Below are 22,195 nucleotides of genomic sequence, written 5' to 3'. Positions count from 1 at the left end.
GACGGACGGGCCCCGGCCCGCGGAACCCGGACCCGCCGGGCCCCCGGCCGGCACCCGCACGACGGCCGGCGCACGCACGACGGCCGGTGATCCCGTGTCCGGCGGATCCGAGTCCGACGGGCCCGAGGGCGCGGCGGGTGGCGGTCCGGGCGCACCGCCCGCGGCGCGTGCCGTCGGGCCGGGTGGTGACGGTGGTGAGTCGGGCGCGGTGTCCCGGAGGTTCCTCGCCCGGGCCGCGCTGGGGACGGCGGTGCTGTCCATCGCCGGGTCGGTGCTCGGGCTGGTGCGGGACCAGTCGCTGGCGCGGCTGTTCGGGGCCGGGAGCGACACGGACGCCTTCCTGGTCGCGTGGACCGTGCCGGAGATCGCCGCGACGCTGCTGATCGAGGACGGGCTGGCGATCGCGCTGATCCCGGCGTTCAGCGTGGCGCTGGCGCGCCGGGCCCGGGGCGTGCCCGGCGACCCGGTGCGCGATCTGGTCAGGGCCACCCTGCCCCGGCTGTGCCTCGCCTTCGCCGCGGTGACGGCGCTGGTCGCCGCCGGGGCCCCGTACCTGGTCCGCGTCCTGGCGCCCGGTCTGTCCGATCCCCGCCTCGCCGTCGACTGCACCCGGCTCACCGCGCTCAGCCTGCTGGCCTTCGGGCTCGCCGGGTACTGCAGCGCCGCCCTGCGGGCGCACCGCCGTTTCTTCGCGCCGGCGGCGATCTACGTCGCGTACAACACCGGCATCGTGGCGACGATGTTCCTGCTCGGCGGCGCGTGGGGGGTGCGCGCGGCGGCCGCCGGGGTCGCGGTGGGCGGCTGTCTGATGGTGGCGGTGCAACTGCCGTCCCTGTGGCGCCGGCTGGCGTCGCCCGCGCCCACGCCCGCGTCCGCCGCGACCGAACCGGCGGACGGGGAGCGGCCGGTGCGCCTCGCCCTGATCGCCGCCGTGTTGCTGTTCGCGCTGTGCCGCCAGTCGCAGGTCCTCGTCGAACGGTTCCTGGCGTCCTCCCTGCCCGCCGGGTCCATCTCGCACCTCAACTACGCGCAGAAGGTCGCCCAGATCCCGATGACGCTGTCGCTGATGGTGTGCACCGTCACCTTCCCCGTGGTGGCGCGGGCGCTCGCCGAAGGCGACACCCGCCGGGCCCGCGCCCGGGTGGAACGGGACCTGGTGCTGGCGTCCTGTGTGGTGCTGGCCGGCATGTGCGCGGTGATCGCCTGCGCCCCGCAGATGATCGAACTGCTCTTCCAGCGCGGCGCGTTCACCGCCGCCGACACCACCGCCACGGCGAACGTCATGCGCGTGTACGCCCTCGGTCTGCTCGGCCAGACCCTCGTGGGCGCCCTCGTCCGCTGCTACTTCTCGGCGGGCCGCCCCAGCTGGTACCCCCTCGGCGTGATGGCGGCCGGCATCGCCGTCACGTCCCTGATCGGCGCCTTGGCCGTGGGCCGCTGGGGGGTGGCGGGGATCGCCGCCGCCAACGCCTTCGGCATCACCGCCACGGCCGTACTGCTGCTGACCGGCCTGCGCGCACCCCGCCCCGGCGACACGGCCGGCGTCACGGTCGGCGTCCGCGAGGTCCTGGGCCGACTGAGCCGGCCCGTGCTCGCCTCGGTCCTCGCCGTCGCCGCCGGGGCGTTCGCCGCGAGCCGCTTCGAGTCCCCGGTGGCCGCCCTCGCGGCCGGCTGTCCGGCCGTGGCCGCCGTCTTCGTGCCGCTCGCCCTGTCCGCGCCGGTCGCCCGGCACTCCGCATCCGTCGCATCCGCACTGCGCTCCGTACGCACCGTCACACGAAGGCTCACACATGGCCGCTCCCGTTGATTCCGTCGCCCCCGGCAGACCCTCCGCGCCCCGTCCAGGCCCCGTCCCCTGGGTGGCGATGTACCACTCGGTGGGTGACTGCTCGGACGATCCGTACCGCATCACCGTCACCCCCGAGCGGCTCGGGCGGCAGCTGGCCTGGCTGTGCCGGCGGGGGCTGCGCGGCGTGTCCGTCGCCGAGCTGCTCGCCGCGCGCGCCCGGGGCGAGGGCCGGGGCCTGGTCGGCCTCACCTTCGACGACGGCTACACCGACTTCCTCACCGGCGCCCTGCCGCTGCTGCGCCGCTTCCGCTGCGGCGCCACCCTCTTCGTCCTGCCGGGCCGGCTCGGCGGCGACAACGCCTGGGACCCGCTCGGCCCGCGCAAGCCGCTGCTGACCGCGGACGGCATCCGGCGCGCCGCCGACGGGGGCGTGGAGATCGGCTCGCACGGCCTCACCCACGTCGACCTGACCCGCGCGGACGACGCCACGCTCACCGCCGAGGTCGCCGAGAGCCGCGCCCGGCTCACCGAATTGACCGGCGCCCCGGTCGACGGGTTCTGCTACCCGTACGGCACGGTCGACGCGCGCGCCGTCGAGGCCGTACGGAAAGCGGGCTACACCTACGCCTGCGCCATCGACCCCGGCCCGCTGACCGGCCCGCACGCCCTGCCGCGCGCGCACGTCGGGCAGAACGACACGGCGTTGCGCCTGCACCTCAAGCTCCGGCTGCACCGGCTGCGCCGGCGCCCGGTGGAGGGCGTGTGATGAGGGCGCTGCACATCATCACCGGGCTCGGTGTCGGCGGTGCCGAACAGCAGTTGCGGCTGCTGCTGCGTCATCTGCCGGTCGACTGCGACGTGGTGACGCTCACCAACCCCGGCGCGGTCGCCGACGGGCTCGGCGCCGACGGCGTGCGCGTCGTGCACCTGGGCATGGGCGGCAACCGCGACCTGGCCGCGCTCCCCCGTCTGGTCCGGGTGATCCGCGCCGGCGGCTACGACCTGGTGCACACGCATCTGTACCGGGCCTGTGTCTACGGCAGGATCGCCGCCCGGGTCGCCGGGGTGCGCGCGGTCGTGGCGACCGAACACTCCCTGGGCGACACCCAGATGGAGGGCCGCAGGCTGACGGCCGGGGTACGCGCGCTGTACCTGGCGAGCGAACGGCTCGGGTCGGCGACGGTCGCCGTCTCCCCGACGGTGGCCGACCGGCTGAAGCGCTGGGGCGTGCCCGCCCCCCGCATCGAGGTCGTCCCCAACGGCATCGACCTGGACCGTTTCCGCTTCGACCCGGAGCGGCGGGAGCACACCCGCCGGCGCCTGGGCCTGCCGGAGGGCGCGTTCGTCGTCGGCGGCGTCGGCCGGCTCACCCGGGGCAAGCGGTTCGACGTCCTCGTCCGCGCGCTCACCCTGCTGCCGGAGGACCACTGGCTGCTGCTGGTGGGCGGCGGCCCCGAGGAACACGTGCTGCGCCGCACCGCGCACGAGGCCGGGGTGGCGGGGCGGGTCCTGTTCACCGGCGAGCGTCCCGTCGTCCCCGACGGCACCCCCGGCCCCGACCTGCCCTCGCTGACGGCGGCGATGGACCTGTTCGCCTCCCCGTCCGCGGAGGAGGCCTTCGGTCTGGCCGCCGTGGAGGCGCTGGCGTCCGGCCTGCCCGTGCTCTACGCCTCCTGCCCGGCGATCGAGGACCTGCCCCCCGAGGCCTGCGCCGACGCCCGGCGGGTGCGCGGCGGCCCCGGGGCGTACGCCCGCGCGATCGCCGAGGTCCGTACGGCGGGCCCCGGACCGCGCACGGCCGGCCGGGCCGCGCACCACTACAGCATCACCCGCAGCACAGCCCGCCTCATGGACGTGTACACGGCGGCCGTCACCGGCTCGTCGCCGTCCGCCGCACCGTGAGCCCCCACCGCACCTTCGAGGGAGCAAGCCCGTCATGACCGACACCCCGACCCGTCGGCTCCGTCCGTCCCTGGACCGTGTCAGAAAGCTGCCCGCCTGGTCCGCGCTGGTGGCGGGCACGCTCCTCGGCGGTCTGCTCGGCGGCGCGTACGGCCTGCTCACGCCCCAGGCGTACACGGCCACCAGTTACGTCGTCGCCGTACCGACCGACAAGGCCGCCCCGGACGCGGCCAGCGGCTTCGCGCAGGCGTACGGCCGGGTCGCCACCCAGGTCGCGGTGCTCGGCGACGCGCAGGTGTGGGCCGGGGTGCCGGTGCGGACGCTGCGGGACAGCGTGCGCACGGCGACGTCGCCGGACGCGCCGATGGTCGCCGTCACGGCCACCTCCGAGCAGCCCGAACTGGCCGTCGACATGGCCAACGCGGTCGCGCGCGCGCTGACCCGGCACGCCGAGAACACCAAGGGCAGCACCCAGGTCCGGCTCGTGCAGTTCTCGCGCGCGGTGAAGCCGGGCAAGCCCTCGTCCGCGCCGCCGGGGGTGACCGCGCTGGTGGGGGCGAGCGCGGGCGGCCTGCTGGGCGGCCTGGTGCTGCTCGCCCGGCCGGGGCGGTCCGGCCGGGGCGACGGCTCCGCCCCCGCCGCCTCGGTGCCCGGCCCGGCCACCGCCGCCGATGTGCAGCGGTGACGCGGCCGGGGTGGCGCTAGCGGGTGCGCGACCACCAGTCGAAGCGGAGGCAGAGTTTCCCGCCGAGCCAGTACTCCACCCACCGGCCCAGGTCCAGCGGCGAGCAGTTCTCCGGCAGCGGTGTGCCGGGCACGGTCGGTACGGGAGTGGGTGCCGGGGTGTCCGGCTCCCCCTCGTGCGTGCGTCCGTAGAGCACGGATCTGTAGACGCGGGACGAGTCCGGGTTGTCGTCGCACTGCCACACGCCGTGCGGGCAGTAGTCGGTCAGCGTGTTGTAGAGCGGCTTGTGCCGGTCGATCCACGCGAGCATGCGCCGCATGTACTCGGGATTGTCGCCGTTGCGGAAAAGCCCCCATTCGGGATAGGAGAGGGGTTTTCCGTGGGCCTTCGCGAAATCCACGTGCGCCTGGAGTCCGTACGGTTCCTTCACCTGTTCGTCGAAGGAATGCCCGGCGGGCTGGTCGTAGGAATCCATGCCGACGATGTCGACCGTGTCGTCCCCGGGGTAGCACTCTGTCCAGGGAACGGCGTCCCGGCCGCGGCTCGGTGCGAAGTCGAAGCGGAATTCCTGGCCCGGCACCGCGCGCATGGTTCTCACGATCCGGTTCCAGTACTTCTTCCAGGATTCCGGGTCGGGACCGCAGCGGTGGGTGTAGGTGACGCCGTTCATCTCCCAGCCGAGCACCAGCACCGTGTCCGGCACCTTCAGCTCGACCAGCCGCTCGGCGAGGGCACGGAAGTGGTGGTCGAACTCCCCGGCCGCGCCCCGCCGCAGCAACTGCCGGACCTCGTCGTCGGGGACTCCCTCCTCGTTGCGCTCCTGCATGGGGACGTTGAGGACGAGCATCCGGTCGTCGTCGGCGTTGCGCCAGCGCGCCCACGACTTGAGGAAGCCGATGTCCCCCTCGATGTCGCTCCAGTGGTTGCCGGGCAGGTAGGTGTGGCCGACGCGCAGCTCGGCACCGCCCAGCCAGCGGCTGAGCTGCCTCATGCGGGCCACGCCGCGCGCGTCGGAGGCGAGGAAGGCGCCGAAGGCCGGAACGCGCGGGAGCGGCACCGGCAGGACCGGGCCGGGAACCGGCGGGAGGCCGATGTCCGGGACGGCGGGGACCGGCGGGAAGCCGACGTCCGGGACGGCGGGGACCGGCGGAAGGCCGACGTCCGGGATCGCGGGGGCCTGCGGGGCGGCGGGGGCCTGCGGATCCGCAGGGGCCTGTGGGCCCGCGGAGGCCTGCGGGACTGCGGGGACCTGCGGGGCAGCGGGGGCCGTGGGAGTGGCCACGGGCCCGTCCGGGGCCGGCACCGTCGGACGGGGGTCGTCGGTTCGCACCGACCCCGCCGCGGGTCCGGCCGCCAGGGCGGCGGACACGACGACCGCCGCCGCGCCCACGGCCATCCCGCGGGCCCGGACCCGCCTGTGCTGTGGGGCCATTGGCTGCTCCTCTTCTCACTCACATCCGCTTTCTGCCCGACGTCCCTGTTTTTGACGGACAGTCATATGGATTCAGGCACAAGAAATACGACGGTGCCAATGTCACTGCGGCTTTCGAGTGCCGGGCTCGCCCGTGCGGGTGAGCCGGTACCAGAAGAAAGTGAGTATTCGTGTCGCTGCTCGACACCCGTGTCCCCGCCGTACTGCTGCGGACCGACCGGAATCCCTTTCACCACGGAACGCTGGGGGCCGTGCGGTCGCTCGGCAGGGCGGGAGCGGAGGTGCATGTCGTCGCCGATCCCACGGGAAGTCCCGTCCGTCACTCGCGTTATGTCCGCAGCATGCATGTCCCGCCCCCACCGGGCGCGTCCGCGCAGCAGGTCCTCGCCGTGCTGCGCCGGGTGGCCGACCGGGTGGGACGCCCGGCCGTGCTGATCCCGCTGGACGACGCGACCGCGATCGCCGCGGGCCGGCTGCGGGACGACCTCGCGCCCTCCTACCTGCTGCCCGAGATGCCGGCCACGCTGCCCGAACGCGTCGCCGACAAGGCGGAACTGGCCGCCGTGTGCGCCGCCGCGGACGTTCCGCATCCGCTCACGCTCGTCCCGGACAGCCCGCGGCGGGCCACCGCCGACGCCCACCGGCTCGGACTGCCGCTGGTCGCGAAGTGGAGCCGGCCCTGGCTGCTGCCGGCCGGCGGCGGACTGCGCAGCACCCAGCTGGTGCACTCCGCACGGCAGGCCGGGGAACTGTACGCGCGCACCGCGGAGGCGGGCAGCCCGCTGCTGCTCCAGGAGTACCTGCCGCCGGGCGCGGACCGGGACTGGTTCTTCCACGGCTACGCCGACCGCGCGGGCGCCGTGCGCGCCGGAGGTCCGGGCCGCAAGCAGCTGTCCTGGCCGCGCGGCGCGGGGCTGACCGCGGTAGGCCACTGGACACCCAACCCCGAGGTCCGGGAACTCGCCGAACGGCTCACCGGCGAACTCGGCTACCGCGGCGTCTTCGACCTCGACTTCCGCCGCTGCGGCACCACCGGCCGCTACCACCTCCTCGACTTCAACCCGCGCCCCGGCGCCCAGTTCCGGCTCTTCGCGGACAGCGCGGGACTGGACGTCGTACGCGCCCTGCACCTGGATCTGACCGGACGGCCGCTGCCGACCGGGGATCCGGTGGCCGGGCGGTCGTTCGTGGTGGAGAACTACGCGCCGTTCGCCGCGCTGCGCACGGCGCCCGGCGGACGCGAACTGGCCTGGTACGCCAGGGACGACCGCGCCCCCGGATGGGCGATGTGGGCCCTGTGGGCCCGCCATGTGTCCGGCCGGCTGCGGCAGCGGCTGGTCCCGGCGGCTTCCCCGGCGCCCCGCCCGGCCCCCCGGGCGGCCACGTCCTCCCTGACCGACAACGAGAAAGCGAGCAGCTGATGATGTACGACCTCCTGGTGGTGGGCGCCGGTCCGTACGGTCTGTCGATCGCGTCCCACGCCGCGGCCGCCGGGCTGAACCTGCGCGTGTTCGGCCGGCCCATGGCGTCCTGGCGGGACCACATGCCCGACGGCATGTTCCTGAAGTCGGAGCCGTGGGCGTCCAACCTGTCCGATCCGGGCGGGCGCTGGGGGCTGGACGCGTACTGCGCCGAGCAAGGGCTGACGGCACGTCACGCGCACCCGATCCCGGTGGAGGCGTTCGCGTCGTACGGCCTGTGGTTCGCCCGGAACGCCGTGCCGGAGGTGGACGAGCGGACGATCACCCGGGTGTCGTCCGGTCCCGGCGGTTTCACGGCGGTCACCGAGGACGGGCAGGCGCTGCACGCGCGGACGGTGGCGCTGGCGGTCGGGGTGATGCCGTTCATCGAGGTGCCGCCGGCCCTGCGCGGGCTGCACCCGACGCTGGTGACGCACAGCAGCCACCACAGCGACCTGGGCCACTTCCAGGGCAAGGACGTCACGGTGATCGGCGGCGGCCAGGCGGCCCTGGAGACGGCGGCGCTCCTCGCGGAACAGGGCACGCGGGTACGGGTGCTGGCGCGGGCGGAGCGGCTGCGGTGGAACGACGTGCCGCCGCCCTGGGAGCGTCCGTGGTGGCGGTCGGTCCGCTCACCGCACAGCGGTCTCGGGCCCGGCTGGCGGAACTGGTTCTACGCCGAGCGTCCCGCTCTGTTCCGGCGGCTGCCGCAGGCGTCCCGGTCGCGGATCGCGGCCACGGCGCTGGGCCCCGCGGGCGCGTGGTGGGTGCGGGACCGGGTGGAGCGGGCGGTGGACCTGCTGCCGGGCCAGGAGGTCACCGCGGCCGCCGCGGTGCCGGGCGGGCTGCGCCTGGACCTGGCCGGCCGTGACGGCTCCCGGCGTTCCCTGGAGACCGAGCACGTCATCGCCGCCACGGGGTTCAAGGCGCACCGCGACCGGCTCTCCCTGCTCTCCGCCGAACTGCGCGGGACGCTGGCGGCGCTGCCCGACGGTTCCCCGGTGCTCGGCCGCAGCTTCGAGTCGTCGCACCCCGGGCTGTTCCTGGCGGGCCTGGTGACCGCGTCCGGCTTCGGCCCGGCGATGCGCTTCGTGTACGGCGCGACGTTCACGGCGTCGACCCTGGTCCAGGGAGTGCGCCGGCGGCTGAGGTCGGCCCCGGTGCGCGGCGCGGTCTCCGTCCCGGGGACCGGCAGTCGCAGCGGGTCGCCGTCGCCGGTGCGCGGCTGACCGGCACCGACCCGCACCGACCCGCACCACCCCGCACCGACCGGTGCTGACGGCGGCGTCCCCCGGACCGATCCCGGTCCGGGGGACGCGTTGTCGTACGGGTGCGGCTGCCGGTGGGGGGCGGCCCGGCAGCCGACGCCCCCGGCCCGGTCCTCGACCCGTGCGGCGGGCCGTGGGGTGGCCGGCTCCTCCGTCCCGAGGCACCGTTCGACGCCGGACGCCGAAGACCGGGCTAGCTTCGGGAGGCCAGGCGGCTCCGGCGGTAGAGCATCGCGCCGCCGGTGATCAGGACGGCACCGGCCGCCGAGGCGGCGATCATGCCGTCGGTGCCGGTCATCGCCAGGTGCGGCGGGTTGCCGGGCGCCTGCTCCTCCTCGGCCGGGGGCTTCTCGGCCTCGCGCGTGGGAGGCGTCTTCACCTTGGTGGGCGGAGGCGTCACCTCCTTGCCGGGCTCGTCCTCCTTGCCGGGCTCGTCCTCCTTGCCGGGCTCGTCCTCCTTGCCGGGCTCCTCCTCCTTGCCGGGCTCCTCCTCCTTGCCGTAACCGCCGTCGTTGGCGCAGGTGTTCCCGTAGGCGCCGTTGAACAGGCCGTAGACGTCGACGGAGTTGCCGCACACGTTCACCGGCGCGTCGACCGACGTCTGCACGTTGTTCCCGGACAGCACGCCGGGCGACCACTCGGCACCGCCCACCGCGTACGCGCCACCGGAGTCGCCGTACGAGGAGTCGCCGTACGCGCTCTCCCCGTTCTCGCCGTCGGTGGACTCCTCCGCGTGACCGTGGGAACCGTTGACGCAGGTGTTGTCGGACGTCCAGTTGCCGGCTCCGACCACGTCGACGGAGTTGCCGCACGCGTTCACCGGCCCCTGGACCGGTGCCTGCACGTTGTTCCCGGACAGCACACCGGCCGAGCCCTTGGTGCCGCCCACCGCGTACGCGCCACCGTCGGAGTCACCGTGCTTGCCGTCCCCGGACGTGCTGGAGCCGTTGACGCAGGTGTTGTCGGACGCCTCGTTGAAGGCTCCGACCACGTTGACGGAGTTGCCGCACTTGTTCACCGGCCCGTGGACCGGTGCCTGCACGTTGTTCCCGGACAGCACACCGGGAGAGTCCTCGGCAGCGCCCACCGCGTACGAGTCGGCGAGGGCGGGGGTTCCGTACAGGGACAGAATGCCCGTGGCGGCGGCGGCCGCCACGAACACTCCCCTGCTCAGGGTCTGTCGCAATGTGGTTGTCTTCCTGCTTGAAGAGGTGGGAGCGGCCACGCGTTCTGGCCCTCCGCTGCCGCATGGCCTACTCCCTCATCAACCCGACTCGGCCGAATCGGTTGCGCAGGTTCACCCGGTTGGACCGCGCCGACGGGCGCGCGGTCCGGGGGGTCAGGACACCACGTCCTTGCGGACGAAACCGCGGAACGCCAGCGCGAACAGCACCAGCGCGTACGTCACGGACACCGACGCGCCCTGGATCATCCCGGACCACTCCGGGGTCGGCTGGACGGCGTCCGCCCAGGCGAACTGCCAGTGCGCGGGCAGGAAGTGACGCCAGTCGCCGAGGGCGGTGACGGCGTCCAGGACATTGCCGACGATGGTCAGGCCGACCGCGCCGCCGACCGCGCCCAGCGGGGCGTCGGTGCGGGTCGACAGCCAGAACGCGAGCCCGGCGGTGACCAGCTGCGACACGAAGATGTACGCCACTACCACCACAAGCCGCTGCGCCGCCGTACCCGGGTCGAGCGCGCCGCCGGTGGGGATCTCCAGCGGACCCCAGCCGTAGGCGGCCGTGCCGACGGCGAGCGCCACCACCGGCAGCAGCACCATCGCGGCCAGGCTCATCCCCAGTCCGACGATCAGCTTGGACCACAGCAGCCGCATCCGGGGCACCGGCGCGGCGAGCAGATAGCGCAGGGAGGACCAGCCGGCCTCCGAGGCGACCGTGTCCCCGCAGAACAGGGCGACCGGGATGACCAGCAGGAAGCCCGCGGACACGAACAGGTTCACGGCGGCGAAGTTGGCGCCGGAGGCGGTGGCCGTGTCCATCAGGTTGACGCGGTTGCCGTCCGGGCCGCCGTCCGGCGTGCCGCCGATCGCGAAGGCGACCACCAGCACGAACGGCAGGACGGCGAGGATCGCGCCCATCACGAGGGTGCGGCGGCGCTTGAGCTGGCGGACCAGCTCCACCCGCAGCGGCAGGGTGCGGCCCGCGCGGTAGCCGGCGGCGACCTCGACGGGCTCGGCGCGCTCGGTGGGCTCGGTGGGCTCGGTCGGCCCGGCTCGCTCGGTGAGCGTGCTCATGCGGAACCTCCGATCAGGGTGAGGAAGGCGTCTTCGAGGCGGCGGTGCGGGCCCACCGACGCCACGGGCACCTCCAGCCGGACCAGTTCGGCGACCAGGCGCGGGGCGGTGCCGTCGGCGTCGAGCCGGACCAGCAGCCCCTCGTCGGTGCGGACGGCGGAGGCGACGCCCGGCAGCGCGGCGATCTTCTCGGCGACCGGCTCGTCCACGGGCGCGACGGTGCCGACGAGCAGGGTGTCGCCGGAGCCGACGATCTCGTGCACCGGACCGGCCTGGACGAGCTGCCCGCGGTCCATCACCACGAGGTGGGTGCAGGACTGCTCGACCTCCGACAGCAGATGGCTGGAGACGATCACCGTGCGCCCGGCGGCCGCGTACCGGATCATCACCTCGCGCATCTCGCGGATCTGCGGCGGGTCGAGTCCGTTGGTCGGTTCGTCGAGGATGAGCAGGTCCGGCAGGCCGAGCATGGCCTGGGCGATGGCGAGGCGCTGGCGCATGCCCTGGGAGTAGGTGCGCACCGCGCGGGCGAGCGCGTCGCCGAGCCCGGCGATCTCCAGGGCCTCCTCCAGGTGGGCGTCCTCGGGCGGGCGTCCTGTGGCCTGCCAGTACAGTTCCAGGTTCTCCCGGCCTGACAGGTGCGGCAGGAAGCCCGCGCCCTCGACGAAGGCGCCGACCCGGGAGAGCACCGGGGCGCCGGGGCGGATGGCGTGGCCGAAGACGCGGATCTCGCCGCCGTCGGGCTTGATGAGCCCCATCAGCATGCGCAGGGTGGTGGTCTTTCCGGCGCCGTTCGGGCCGAGCAGGCCGAGCACCTGCCCCTTCTCGACCCGGAAGGACAGGTCCCGTACGGCGTACCGGTCCGAGGAGCGGGAGTACCGCTTGCTCAGGCCGGTGATCTGGAGCGGGACGTCGGCCAGTTCCGGGTCGGGCGCCGGGGCGGTGGTGCGGCGGCGGCCGGTGAGCAGCAGGGCGAGCGCGATCAGGGCGCCGGCGAGCGGCAGCCACACCACCCATGCGGGCAGCGGGGCCGCGGCGGTGGTCACGCCGGGGGCGGTGGGCACCGTGAGGTCGCTCTTCAGGGAGACGGTGTACGTCGCCGGGGCGGCCGGGGAGGCGTAGCCGAGGTCGGTGGAGGCGAGGACGAGGCGCAGCCGGTGGCCCTCCTGGACCTCGTGGTCGACGGCCGGGAGGGTGAGCGTCACGTCCTTGCCGGCCTTGGCGCCCTCGACGCGGACCGGCGTGACCAGCTGCGAGGGCAGCACCTGCTGCCGTCCGTCCGGGCCGACGTCGTACACCTTGCCGAAGAGGACGGCGTCCTCGCCGGTCGACCCGACGTGCACGGTGACGGTCGGCGATCCGGTGATCCGCAGGTCGTCGCGGACCGGGGCGGACTCGAAGCGGGCGTACTGGCCCGGGAAGTCCAGGGAGATGCCGACGCCGAGCGAGGACAGCTGGGCCAGGCCGCCGGAGCCGCCGAGGCCGGGCAGGGAGGAGATCGCGGGCGGGTTGGCTCCGGCCGGGTTGGCGAAGCTCTGCTCGCGTCCGGTGAGGGGGAAGGAGCGGCCGCCGTTGGTCAGACCCGGGTAGGTGTCGGCGCTCGCGCCGTTCAGCACGGCCCGGCCGTCGGTGGAGTCCACGCCTCCGGTGCGGGTGACGCGGAAGGCGGGGCCGGTGTCGGCGCCCTTGTCGTCCTTCAGGTACCGGTCGAACCAGGTGCTCACGCGCTGCTGCACGCGGTCCGTCTCCAGGCTGCCGCCGTCGTGGCCGCCCGCGATCCAGTCGACGTCGACCGGGGCGCCGTTGGCGCGGATCGCCTTGGCGGCGGCGTCGGCCTGACCGAGCGGGAAGAGGGAGTCGGTCTGGCCCTGCACGAGCAGCGTGGGCACGTCGATGCGGTCGGCGACCGCGGACGGCGACCGCTCCTCGAGCAGCTCGCGCGCCTCGGCGTCCGGGACGCCGGACTCGGCGACCCGCTCGTACATCGCGCACAGCGCGGGCTCGAACTTCTCGCAGCCGCCGCCGGAGTTGACGAAGACGCCGGCCCACAGCTTCTTGAAGACACCGTTCGGGAAGAGCGCGTCGGCGAGGTCGAAGTAGGTGATCGCCGGGGCGATGGCGTCGACCCGGTCGTCGTACCCGGCACCGAGCAGCGCGATGGCGCCCCCGTACGAACCGCCCGCCATCCCGACCCGCGGGTCGCCGTCCTCGTCGAGCTCGACCTCGGGCCGGTCCGCCAGCCAGTCGATCAGCCGGGAGACGTCGGCGACCTCGCCCTCCGGGTCGTTCAGCCCGATCCTCCCGGTCGACCCGCCGAAGCCGCGCGCGGACCAGGTGAGGACCGCGTACCCGTCGCGCGCGAGGTCCTCGGCCTGCTCCCGCACGTCGTCCTTGCTGCCGCCGAAGCCGTGCCCGAGCAGGACGGCGGGGCGGCGGCCGTCGGGTCCCGCGGTGAAGTACGAGGTGTCGATGCGCACCCCGTCGCCCGTGCTCATGACCCGGTCGGCGCGGCGGACCGCGGGCGCGTCGTCGGAGGCGACGGCGGTCCACGTACCGGCACCGGCGAGCACGACGACGGCGGCCGCGGCGGCGGTGACCCGTCGCGGCCGCCGTGACCGCAGCCACCGCGATCCGGGCAGTCGAAGATCCATGCGTCAACGGTACGGGGCGAACCTGTCGGGCAGATGTCGACTGGAGACCGAACCCGGGGACCTCCCGGGGGCGTACGGCGACCCCCCCGCCTACCGCGTCCGCGGTACACCGGCGGTTCAGGACCGGGCGTCCTCCGGCAGGGTCACCAGCCAGCGGGTGGTGGCGCGCGGGCGGAGGTAGAGGACCCAGTAGGAGGTGGCCACCGCCATGATGCCGCCGGTCCACAGGAGGTGGCCCGGCTCCTGCCGGGTGAGGACGTAGCCCAGGACCACGATCAGGAGGGCCGGTACGGCGGGCCACAGCGGCATGCGCCAGGCGCGGGCGTGGCGGTGGACGCCGCGGCGGGAGAGCAGGGCGGCGACGGCGACGAGCAGGTACATGCCAGTGACGGAGACGCCCGTGACCCCGTACAGGGTGTCCAGGTTCACGAAGCACAGGGCCGCGCCGGGGATGCCGACCGCGAGGGTGGCGACCCAGGGGGAGCCGAAGCGGCCGAGCCGGGAGAAGACGGCGTTCACCGGCTCGGGCCAGGCCCTGTCGCGGGCGGAGGCGAACAGGACGCGCGAGTTCTGGATGACCATGACGATGCCGGCGTTGACGATCGCGAGCGCCACGCAGAGGCTGACGAAGGTGCCGACGGCGGAGTTGGACCAGGCGGTGACCATGGCGGAGATGTCGCCGCCGGTCAGCTCGGCGAGGTCGGAGGCGCCGAGGGTGATGGCGACGACCGGCACCAGGATGATGACGGCGGAGATGCCGAGGGTGGCCAGCACCGTGCGGGCGACGTTGCGGCGCGGGTTCTCCAGTTCCTCGGAGAGGTAGACGGCCGAGGCGAAGCCCTGGGTGATGAACAGGGCGATGGCGAGGCCGGAGACGACCAGCAGGGCGGTCACGGCGTCCGGGCGGCCGTCGGCGCCGGCGACCTCCATGGAGGCGAGGCTGCCGAGGCCGCGCTCGCTGTGGGCGAAGCCCAGCACCGCCACCACGGCCGCCGCGACGACCTCCAGGACCAGGAAGACGCCGGTGATCCAGGCGTTGGCGCGCAGGTCCAGCAGGCCGGCGAGGGTGGCGAGCAGCATGACGGCGGCGCCCGCCAGGGACGGGTCTAGGCGCACGATCGGTTCGAGGTAGTCGGCCGTGCCCATCGCGATCACCGGCGGGACGATCATCACCACCAGCAGGGACAGTACGAAGACCAGCCAGCCCGCCAGCCGTCCGGCGAGCGTGGAGACCATCGCGTATTCGCCGCCCGCGCTGGGGACGAGGGTGCCCAGTTCCGAATAGCAGAACGCCACGGCGACGCAGAGCAGCGAGCCGATGGCGATGGTGAGGGCGGTGGCGGTGCCCAGGGAGCCGAGCAGGTCGGGGACGACCACGAACAGCGTCGAGGCCGGTGTCACGCACGAGAGGGTGAGGAGTGTGCCGCCGACGACCCCGATGGAGCGCTTGAGCTTCTGGGGGCTGTCCGGGGCCGCCGGGGCGACGGCGGTCTCGGCGGGGCGGAGCGTGTCGGTCATGCGGCGGTTCCGATCGACTCGTGCGACAAGAAGTGAGGGCCGGGAGCGCTATCGCCTCCGGCGGATCAGGTCGTACGTCGTGTGTCCGCTCCCGGTTTCGCAGAATGGAATCCGACGGAAACCGTGACGTCAATGGGCCTTCACCTACGGAATTCGTTGCCTTCTGGCCTCGTCAATGACCACCTGAACACAACAGGGCACTGATGAAGCGGCTTTGCCTTCCTGCGGTAACCGCAGGGGGAACCCGCAAAAAAATGAGGCCGCCCGCATGACGGACGGCCTCTGGGGGTGTTCGGTGACGCTCAGTGGTTGCGCGGGAAGCCCAGGTCGACGCCGGTGGGGGCGTCCGCCGGGTCGGGCCAGCGGGTGGTGACGACCTTGCCGCGGGTGTAGAAGTGCGTGCCGTCGTTGCCGTAGATGTGGTGGTCGCCGAAGAGGGAGTCCTTCCAGCCGCCGAAGGAGTGGTAGCCGACGGGGACCGGGATCGGGACGTTCACGCCGACCATGCCGGCCTCGACCTCCAGCTGGAAGCGGCGGGCGGCGCCGCCGTCGCGGGTGAAGATCGCGGTGCCGTTGCCGAACGGGGAGGAGTTGATGAGGTCCAGGGCCTCTTCGTAGGTCTCCGTGCGCAGGACGCACAGGACGGGGCCGAAGATCTCGTCCTGGTAGGCCGCGGCTGACGTCGGCACCTTGTCGAGGAGGGAGATGCCGATCCAGTGGCCGTTCTCGTGGCCGTCGACGGTGTAGCCGGTGCCGTCCAGGACGACCTCGGCGCCCTCGCTCGCCGCGTTGGTGACGTACGACGCCACCTTGTCGCGGTGGACCTTGGTGATCAGCGGGCCCATCTCGGAGGTGGGGTCGTTGCCGGGGCCGATCTTGATCTTCTCGGCGCGCTCGCGGATCTTCTCCACCAGCGTGTCGCCGATCGCGCCGACGGCGACGACCGCGGAGATCGCCATGCAGCGCTCGCCCGCCGAGCCGTAGGCCGCGGAGACGGCCGCGTCGGCCGCCGCGTCGAGGTCGGCGTCGGGGAGGACCAGCATGTGGTTCTTGGCGCCGCCGAGGGCCTGGACGCGCTTGCCGTTCGCCGAGGCGGTGGTGTGGATGTAGCGGGCGATCGGGGTGGAGCCGACGAAGGAGACCGCCTTGACGTCGGGGTGGGCGAGGAGGCGGTCGACCGCCACCTTGTCGCCGTGGACGACGTTGAACACGCCGTCGGGGAGTCCGGCCTCCGAGAGGAGTTCGGCGAGGCGGATCGAGGCGGACGGGTCCTTCTCGGACGGCTTCAGGACGAAGGTGTTGCCGCAGGCGATGGCGAGGGGGAACATCCACATCGGCACCATCGCCGGGAAGTTGAACGGCGTGATGCCGGCGACGACGCCCAGCGGCTGGCGGATGGACGACACGTCGACGCGGCTGGCGACCTGCGTGGACAGCTCGCCCTTCAGCTGCACGCTGATCCCGCAGGCCAGGTCGACGATCTCCAGGCCGCGCGCCACCTCGCCGAGCGCGTCGGAGTGCACCTTGCCGTGCTCGGCGGTGATCAGCCCGGCGATCTCGTCGCGGTGGGCGTCGAGCAGCGCGCGGAACCTGAAGAGGATGGTGGTGCGGGTGGCCAGGGAGGACTGGCCCCAGCTCAGGTACGCCTCCTTGGCGGCGGCGACCGCGGCGTCGACCTCCTCGACGGACGCGAACGCGACCTTCGTGGTGACCTCGCCGGTCGCCGGGTCCGTCACCGGGCCGTAGGTACCCGAGGCGCCTTCGGCGGTCTTGCCGCCGATCCAGTGGTTGACGATCTTCGTCATGACCGAGAACTCCTTCACAGATGGCGGCGACGGGTGGAGACGTGCCGTTCGTACAGCTCGTGCGGCCCGGCCGCGGGCGGACGCGCCGCGGCTTTGGCCACGGATACATCCCACCAGCCGCGGGGCCTCGGGCGGGCCCGACACAGTGTCGGCCGTTCGGGTCCCCGAGTGGACACATGACACTTCGGCGGGACCTCCGGCGCGGGGCCGCGGCGGGCGGGGAGTCGTCGCTCGCTCTTCGCTCCTGCCAAAGCGATGCGGCCTTCCGCGCCGGAGGCGATCGGTGCCGGGGTGCCGGTGGTGGCGCCCCGGGGGACGTACGGGTCGGTCATGTGACGGCTCCCGCGGCGAGCGCCGCGTCGATCCCGTCGGGGGCGGGCATCGCGGAGGGGCACTCCGGGCGGGAGGCGGCGACGGCCCCGGCGGCGTCGGCGCGCCGCACGGTCTTCTCCGGGTCCCGGCCGGCCGGCGGGCCGTGGCGGAGCGAGCCGCCGGGGAACGTGCCGAAGGACGTGACCCGTGGCAGCGGTACGCCCGTCCGGAGCGGGTGGAGGTCCGCTCCGATCCGCCCCGTGGTGATCACGTCGTACGCCATCGCGTCCCCTTCGTACGGCTCCACGTCCGTGTGGTCCTCCCCGGTTCTAGCTCCGGGCGTGAAGCCCTGTCAATGTTTTGTCCGGACATTCGGACGAGACTTTGTCGAGGCTTGCCCGGACCCGTGTCCGCGGGGGAAGTCCACGCGCCCCGCCGACGGACCGGTGTGCGCCTGTGTGACATCCCTGTCACAGACACTCCCGTGCGGTCACGGACGTCACACGTGCGCGGGCCTTCCGTCACACTCGGCGCACAACCCCTGCCCCGCCGCCGACGGGCCTCGTTCACCGGGCACAACGCATGTCTGATCACCAGCGCACGCCCGGTTCCCCCTGACGGTCGCCCCCGGCCGTCGCCGCGGTGTGCGCGGGGAGGTGCCACCATGACCGACCGATCGCTGTGGTCCTACAAGGACATCGCGGCCCACATCAAGGTGCAGCCGGACACCGTCCGCTCCTATCGCAAGCACGGCCTGCTGCCCCCGCCCGACCACGTGGAGGCGGGCAAGCCCTACTGGTACGCCGACACCATCCGGGCGTGGGTCGCCTCCCGTCCGGGCAACCGGGGCCGCGGGGGCGGCTGACCCCCGTCGCCCTTCCGGCCGGGGTCCCGGTCAGCTCCAGGGCTCGATGACGGTCACGCCCGCCCCCGCCGCCGCCCCGCCCATGGCCGCGAGGGCGGACGGGGCGGCGTCCAGGGCGATGGTGGAGGTCACCAGCAGATCGGGGCGGAGCACACCGGCCCGGACCAGTTCCAGCATCGGGGGATAGGCGTGCGCGGCCATGCCGTGGCTGCCGAGGAGTTCGAGTTCGAGGGCGATGGCCCGGGCCATGGGGACGGGCGTGGTGCCCGTCGGTGAGGGCAGCAGGCCGACCTGGACGTGGCGGCCCCGGCGGCGCAGGCCGTCGACCGAGGCGGCGCAGGTGGCGGGTGCGCCGAGGGCGTCCAGGGAGAGGTGGGCGCCGCCGCCGGTGAGGTCGCGGACCGCCCCGGCGGGGTCCGGTACGGCCGCCGCGTCCACGCACTCCGCCGCGCCGAACCGCCGCGCCAGGTCGAGGGCCCCCGGGGACACGTCGACGGCGACGACGCGCGCGCCGGCCGCCGCGGCGATCATCACCGCCGACAGCCCCACCCCGCCGCAGCCGTGCACGGCCACCCACTCCCCCGCCGCCACCCGGCCCCGCTGCACCACCGCGCGGTAGGCCGTGGCGAAGCGGCAGCCGAGCGAGGCGGCCGTCGCGAAGGACATCCCGTCGGGGACGGCGACGAGGTTCACGTCGGCGTGGTCCAGCGCCACGTACTGGGCGAAGGAGCCCCAGTGCGTGAAGCCGGGCTGGGTCTGGCGTTCGCACACCTGCTGGTCGCCGGCCGCGCAGGCGGGGCAGGTTCCGCAGGCGCAGACGAAGGGGACGGTGACCCGGTCCCCGGCGCGCCAGCCGGTGACCCGGGCGCCGACGGCCTCGACCGTTCCGGCGAGTTCGTGGCCGGGGACGTGCGGCAGGGCGATGTCCGGGTCGTGGCCCTGCCAGCCGTGCCAGTCGCTGCGGCACAGGCCGGTGGCCTCGACGCGGACCACCACCCCGTGCTCCGCCGGCTCCGGGTCCGTGACCTCCCGCACCTCGGCCGGTTCCCCGTACCGCTCGAACACCACCGCCCGCATGACCGTCCCGCCCTTCGGTGATCGCCGCTTCCGGCGGAACGCTATCCCCCGGCTCCCGCCTTGTCGCGGGTGTCCTCTTGTCGCGGGTGTCCTCGATCCGCCTGACGCCGCCCCGGCCGTCAGACTTGGATTCATACCCCCTAGGGGTATAGTCTGAAGTCATGGCCAAGGCCACACCGCCCCCATACGCCTCGACGAGGAGTAACGACATGACCTCCCAGACCGACACCCAGGGCTCCGTCACCACCGTCTACAAGGTGAGCGGGATGAGCTGCGGGCACTGCGAGGGCGCCGTCTCCGGCGAGATCTCCCAGATCGCCGGCGTCAGCTCGGTGCAGGCGGTCGCCTCCTCCGGCGAGGTGACCGTCGTCTCCGCCGCCCCGCTCGACGAGGAGGCCGTCCGCGCCGCCGTCGACGAGGCCGGCTTCGAGCTGGCCGGCCAGGCCTGAACCGGGAGTCCCGCTTCCGCACGGCGTGAACCGGGCCGCAGCGGCCACCCGTTCCCCGCGGCCCGGCACGCCACCGCCCCCGGAGCCCCGGACGCCCTCGGAGCCCCGGACGTCCCTGGAGTACGGACATGACCAGCACCACCGCCACCGAGGCACCGGCCGCCGGACAGCCGGCCCTCTCGGAGGTCGAGCTGCTCATCGGCGGGATGACCTGCGCCTCCTGCGCGGCCCGCGTCGAGAAGAAGCTCAACCGCATGGACGGCGTCACCGCCACGGTGAACTACGCGACGGAGAAGGCCCGGATCACCTACCCGCCAGGCACCGAGGTCGCCGACCTGATCACCACGGTGGTGCGGACCGGCTACACCGCCGAGGAGCCTGTGCGGGAGGTGACCGAGGAGGGCCCCGACACGCAGGCCGACCCCGAACTCGCCGTCCTGCGACGGCGCCTCACCGGCTCCGCGCTCCTCGCCCTCCCCGTCGTCCTCCTGGCGATGATCCCGCCCCTGCAGTTCGACAACTGGCAGTGGCTCTCGCTCACCCTCGCCGCACCCGTCGTGGTCTGGGGCGCCGCCCCCTTCCACCGGGCCGCCTGGACCAACCTCCGGCACGGCGCGGCCACCATGGACACGCTGGTCTCCGTCGGCACGCTCGCCGCGTTCGGCTGGTCCCTGTGGGCGCTGTTCCTCGGCGACGCGGGCATGCCCGGCATGCGGCACCCCTTCGAGCTCACCGTCTCGCGCACCGACGGCGCCTCCACCATCTACCTGGAGGTCGCCGCCGGCGTCACCGCCTTCATCCTGCTCGGCCGCTACCTCGAGGCCCGCTCCAAGCGCCGCGCGGGAGCGGCCCTGCGGGCGCTGATGGAGCTGGGCGCCAAGGACGTGGCCGTACTGCGATACGAGGAGGGCGAGCGCGAAGCGCTCTCGGTTGAGGGCGGTGGTGGGAGACGGGTGGGCGGGCGCGAGGTGCGGATCCCGGCGGAGCGGCTGGCCGTGGGCGACCGGTTCGTCGTACGGCCCGGGGAGAAGATCGCCACCGACGGCACGGTCCTCGAGGGCTCCTCCGCCGTGGACGCGTCCATGCTGACCGGCGAGTCCGTGCCCGTGGACGTCACCGTCGGCGACACCGTCACCGGCGCCACGGTCAACGCGGGCGGACGGCTCGTCGTCGAGGCGACCCGGATCGGCGCCGACACACGGCTCGCGCGGATGGCGCGGCTGGTGGAGGAGGCGCAGAACGGCAAGGCCCGGGTCCAGCGCCTCGCCGACCGGATCTCCGGGATCTTCGTCCCCGTGGTGCTGCTGATCGCCGTCGGCACCTTCGGGATGTGGCTGGGTGCCACGGGCGACACCGTCGCCGCGTTCACCGCCGCCGTCGCCGTACTGATCATCGCCTGCCCCTGCGCCCTCGGGCTCGCCACGCCGACCGCGCTGATGGTCGGCACCGGGCGCGGGGCCCAGCTCGGCATCCTCATCAAGGGTCCCGAGGTCCTGGAGTCCACCCGTCGCGTCGACACCGTCGTCCTGGACAAGACCGGCACCGTCACCACCGGACGGATGACCCTCCAGGAGGTGTACGTCGCCGAGGGCACCGACGAGCGGCTGCTGCTGCGGCTCGCGGGCGCCCTGGAGCACGCCTCCGAGCACCCCGTCGCGCGGGCGGTCGCCGCGGGCGCCGAGGACCGCGCCGGCGCGCTGCCTCGTGCCGAGCACTTCGAGAACGTCCCCGGCCGGGGCGTGCGCGGACGCGTGGAGGGCCACGAGGTGGCCGTGGGGAGGCTCTCCGAGCTCTTCGGGGAGCTGCCCCCGGAGCTGGCGCGGGCGAAGGGCGAGGCCGAGCGGGACGGGCGTACGGCCGTCGTGGCCGGCTGGGACGGGGTGGCACGCGGTGTCCTCGCGGTCGCCGACGCCGTGAAGGAGACCAGCGCCGAGGCGGTGCGCGAGTTGCGCGCCCTGGGGCTCACGCCGGTGCTGCTGACCGGTGACAACCGGACCGTCGCCGAGGCGGTGGCGCGGAGCGTGGGCATCGACGAGGTGATCGCCGAGGTGCTGCCCGAGGACAAGGCCGACGTCGTACGGCGGCTGCAGGACGAGGGACGCAGCGTCGCCATGGTCGGCGACGGCGTCAACGACGCGGCCGCGCTGGCCGTCGCCGATCTGGGTCTCGCCCTGGGCACCGGCACGGACGCGGCGATCGAGGCGGGCGACCTGACCCTGGTCCGCGGTGACCTGCGGGTGGCGGCGGACGCGATACGGCTGTCCCGCAGGACACTCGGCACGATCAAGGGCAATCTGGTGTGGGCCTTCGGCTACAACGTGGCCGCGCTGCCGCTGGCCGCGGCCGGGCTACTGAACCCGATGATCGCCGGTGCGGCGATGGCGTTCTCCTCGGTCTTCGTGGTGACGAACAGCCTGCGCCTGCGGGCGTTTCATTGAGGTCTCAAGTTGGGGTGTACCCCTGTCGTCCGGTACGACCCTCACATAAGCTCTTCACAAGGCTCGCGCATCATCCTTACGCTTGAGTCCCGTGAGCGGTTTGCGGGCTCTTGCGCACCTTTGGGGGATATGCAAGAGACGCAGATCACAGTGATCTGAACGTAACCATCGAAGGGGTTCGAAGGTCTAAGTTGGCGATGTCAGGCAGCGTCTTGGGGGGCGCCGTCTGACATCTGGGGAATGTCTTGGGGGACTTTCTCCGGAGATTGCGTTGCCGGGGCACGTACCAG

Annotated in this window: 16 protein-coding genes and 1 pseudogene; 9 read left to right on the top strand and 8 right to left on the bottom strand. The window is 73.7% G+C overall.

Going from position 1 to position 22,195, the window contains the following annotated elements; translation table 11 throughout:
• Nucleotides 1–94: 94 nt before the first annotated feature.
• Genes murJ through KUM38_RS03190 form a run of 4 tightly spaced genes read left to right on the top strand, consistent with a single transcriptional unit; the run spans nt 95 to nt 4,376 of the window.
• Nucleotides 95–1,807, top strand: coding sequence for a lipid II flippase MurJ (murJ, locus tag KUM38_RS03205; protein WP_217127716.1), 1,713 nt, complete (start codon nt 95–97; stop codon nt 1,805–1,807).
• Nucleotides 1,791–2,555: a polysaccharide deacetylase family protein gene (locus tag KUM38_RS03200; protein ID WP_217127715.1), complete on the top strand. Its 765-nt coding sequence runs from the start codon at nt 1,791–1,793 to the stop codon at nt 2,553–2,555. The genes murJ and KUM38_RS03200 overlap by 17 nt, the downstream gene beginning before the upstream one ends.
• A complete protein-coding gene (locus KUM38_RS03195; RefSeq protein ID WP_217127714.1) occupies nt 2,555–3,691 on the top strand; it encodes a glycosyltransferase in 1,137 nt (378 codons plus the stop codon). The genes KUM38_RS03200 and KUM38_RS03195 overlap by 1 nt, the downstream gene beginning before the upstream one ends.
• 34 nt (nt 3,692–3,725) lie before the next feature.
• Nucleotides 3,726–4,376 (top strand): lipopolysaccharide biosynthesis protein, encoded by a 651-nt coding sequence (locus tag KUM38_RS03190; RefSeq protein ID WP_217127713.1) that lies wholly within the window; start codon nt 3,726–3,728, stop codon nt 4,374–4,376.
• Between the two features lie 16 nt (nt 4,377–4,392).
• Here KUM38_RS03190 and KUM38_RS03185 read toward each other — a convergent pair whose 3' ends face one another.
• Entirely contained in the window at nt 4,393–5,808 is a 1,416-nt protein-coding gene (locus KUM38_RS03185) for a glycoside hydrolase family 26 protein (RefSeq protein ID WP_217127712.1), read from the bottom strand.
• A gap of 170 nt (nt 5,809–5,978) precedes the next feature.
• On the opposite strand from KUM38_RS03185, the gene KUM38_RS03180 reads away from it, so the two are divergent.
• Nucleotides 5,979–7,229, top strand: a complete 1,251-nt coding sequence (locus tag KUM38_RS03180; protein WP_217127711.1) for an ATP-grasp domain-containing protein — start codon at nt 5,979–5,981, stop codon at nt 7,227–7,229.
• Nucleotides 7,230–7,231: 2 nt separating this feature from the next.
• Nucleotides 7,232–8,497, top strand: coding sequence for an NAD(P)-binding domain-containing protein (locus KUM38_RS03175; protein ID WP_217127884.1), 1,266 nt, complete (start codon nt 7,232–7,234; stop codon nt 8,495–8,497).
• A 232-nt stretch (nt 8,498–8,729) separates the two neighbouring features.
• Here the strand turns inward: KUM38_RS03175 and KUM38_RS03170 are convergent, their stop codons facing one another.
• The 6 genes and pseudogenes from KUM38_RS03170 to KUM38_RS43215 form a co-directional block, all read right to left on the bottom strand.
• Complete coding sequence (locus KUM38_RS03170) at nt 8,730–9,722, bottom strand: chaplin family protein (protein WP_217127710.1); 993 nt, start codon at nt 9,720–9,722, stop codon at nt 8,730–8,732.
• Nucleotides 9,723–9,875: 153 nt separating this feature from the next.
• Entirely contained in the window at nt 9,876–10,790 is a 915-nt protein-coding gene (locus KUM38_RS03165) for an ABC transporter permease (protein WP_217127709.1), read from the bottom strand.
• A complete protein-coding gene (locus KUM38_RS03160) occupies nt 10,787–13,441 on the bottom strand; it encodes an alpha/beta fold hydrolase (protein WP_217127708.1) in 2,655 nt (884 codons plus the stop codon). Before KUM38_RS03160 ends, KUM38_RS03165 begins: the two co-directional genes overlap by 4 nt.
• A 117-nt stretch (nt 13,442–13,558) precedes the next feature.
• Nucleotides 13,559–14,959 (bottom strand): APC family permease, encoded by a 1,401-nt coding sequence (locus tag KUM38_RS03155; RefSeq protein ID WP_217127707.1) that lies wholly within the window; start codon nt 14,957–14,959, stop codon nt 13,559–13,561.
• Nucleotides 14,960–15,261: 302 nt separating this feature from the next.
• Nucleotides 15,262–16,764 (bottom strand): CoA-acylating methylmalonate-semialdehyde dehydrogenase, encoded by a 1,503-nt coding sequence (gene mmsA / locus KUM38_RS03150; protein ID WP_217127706.1) that lies wholly within the window; start codon nt 16,762–16,764, stop codon nt 15,262–15,264.
• Between the two features lie 484 nt (nt 16,765–17,248).
• Nucleotides 17,249–17,359 (bottom strand): annotated as a pseudogene (locus KUM38_RS43215) (5-dehydro-2-deoxygluconokinase); the annotation flags it as partial.
• A gap of 381 nt (nt 17,360–17,740) precedes the next feature.
• Between KUM38_RS43215 and KUM38_RS03140 the strand changes: the two are divergent.
• Nucleotides 17,741–17,941 carry an AlpA family transcriptional regulator gene (locus KUM38_RS03140; protein ID WP_217127705.1) on the top strand — a complete coding sequence of 67 codons (201 nt, stop codon included), beginning with the start codon at nt 17,741–17,743 and terminating at the stop codon, nt 17,939–17,941.
• A gap of 30 nt (nt 17,942–17,971) precedes the next feature.
• On the opposite strand, the gene KUM38_RS03135 is transcribed toward KUM38_RS03140, so the two are convergent.
• A complete protein-coding gene (locus tag KUM38_RS03135) occupies nt 17,972–19,018 on the bottom strand; it encodes a zinc-dependent alcohol dehydrogenase family protein (protein WP_217127704.1) in 1,047 nt (348 codons plus the stop codon).
• A 209-nt stretch (nt 19,019–19,227) separates the two neighbouring features.
• On the opposite strand from KUM38_RS03135, the gene KUM38_RS03130 reads away from it, so the two are divergent.
• Together KUM38_RS03130 and KUM38_RS03125 are read left to right on the top strand one after the other, a co-directional pair.
• Entirely contained in the window at nt 19,228–19,467 is a 240-nt protein-coding gene (locus tag KUM38_RS03130) for a heavy-metal-associated domain-containing protein (protein WP_217127703.1), read from the top strand.
• A gap of 128 nt (nt 19,468–19,595) precedes the next feature.
• Entirely contained in the window at nt 19,596–21,905 is a 2,310-nt protein-coding gene (locus KUM38_RS03125) for a cation-translocating P-type ATPase (protein WP_217127702.1), read from the top strand.
• Nucleotides 21,906–22,195 lie beyond the last annotated feature (290 nt).

It is taken from the genome of Streptomyces sp. AC558_RSS880, assembly GCF_019049255.1.
In the GTDB taxonomy this organism is placed as follows: domain Bacteria; phylum Actinomycetota; class Actinomycetes; order Streptomycetales; family Streptomycetaceae; genus Streptomyces.
Note: the sequence above shows the minus strand (reverse complement) of the source record. Positions and strands in the feature narration are given on the sequence as shown.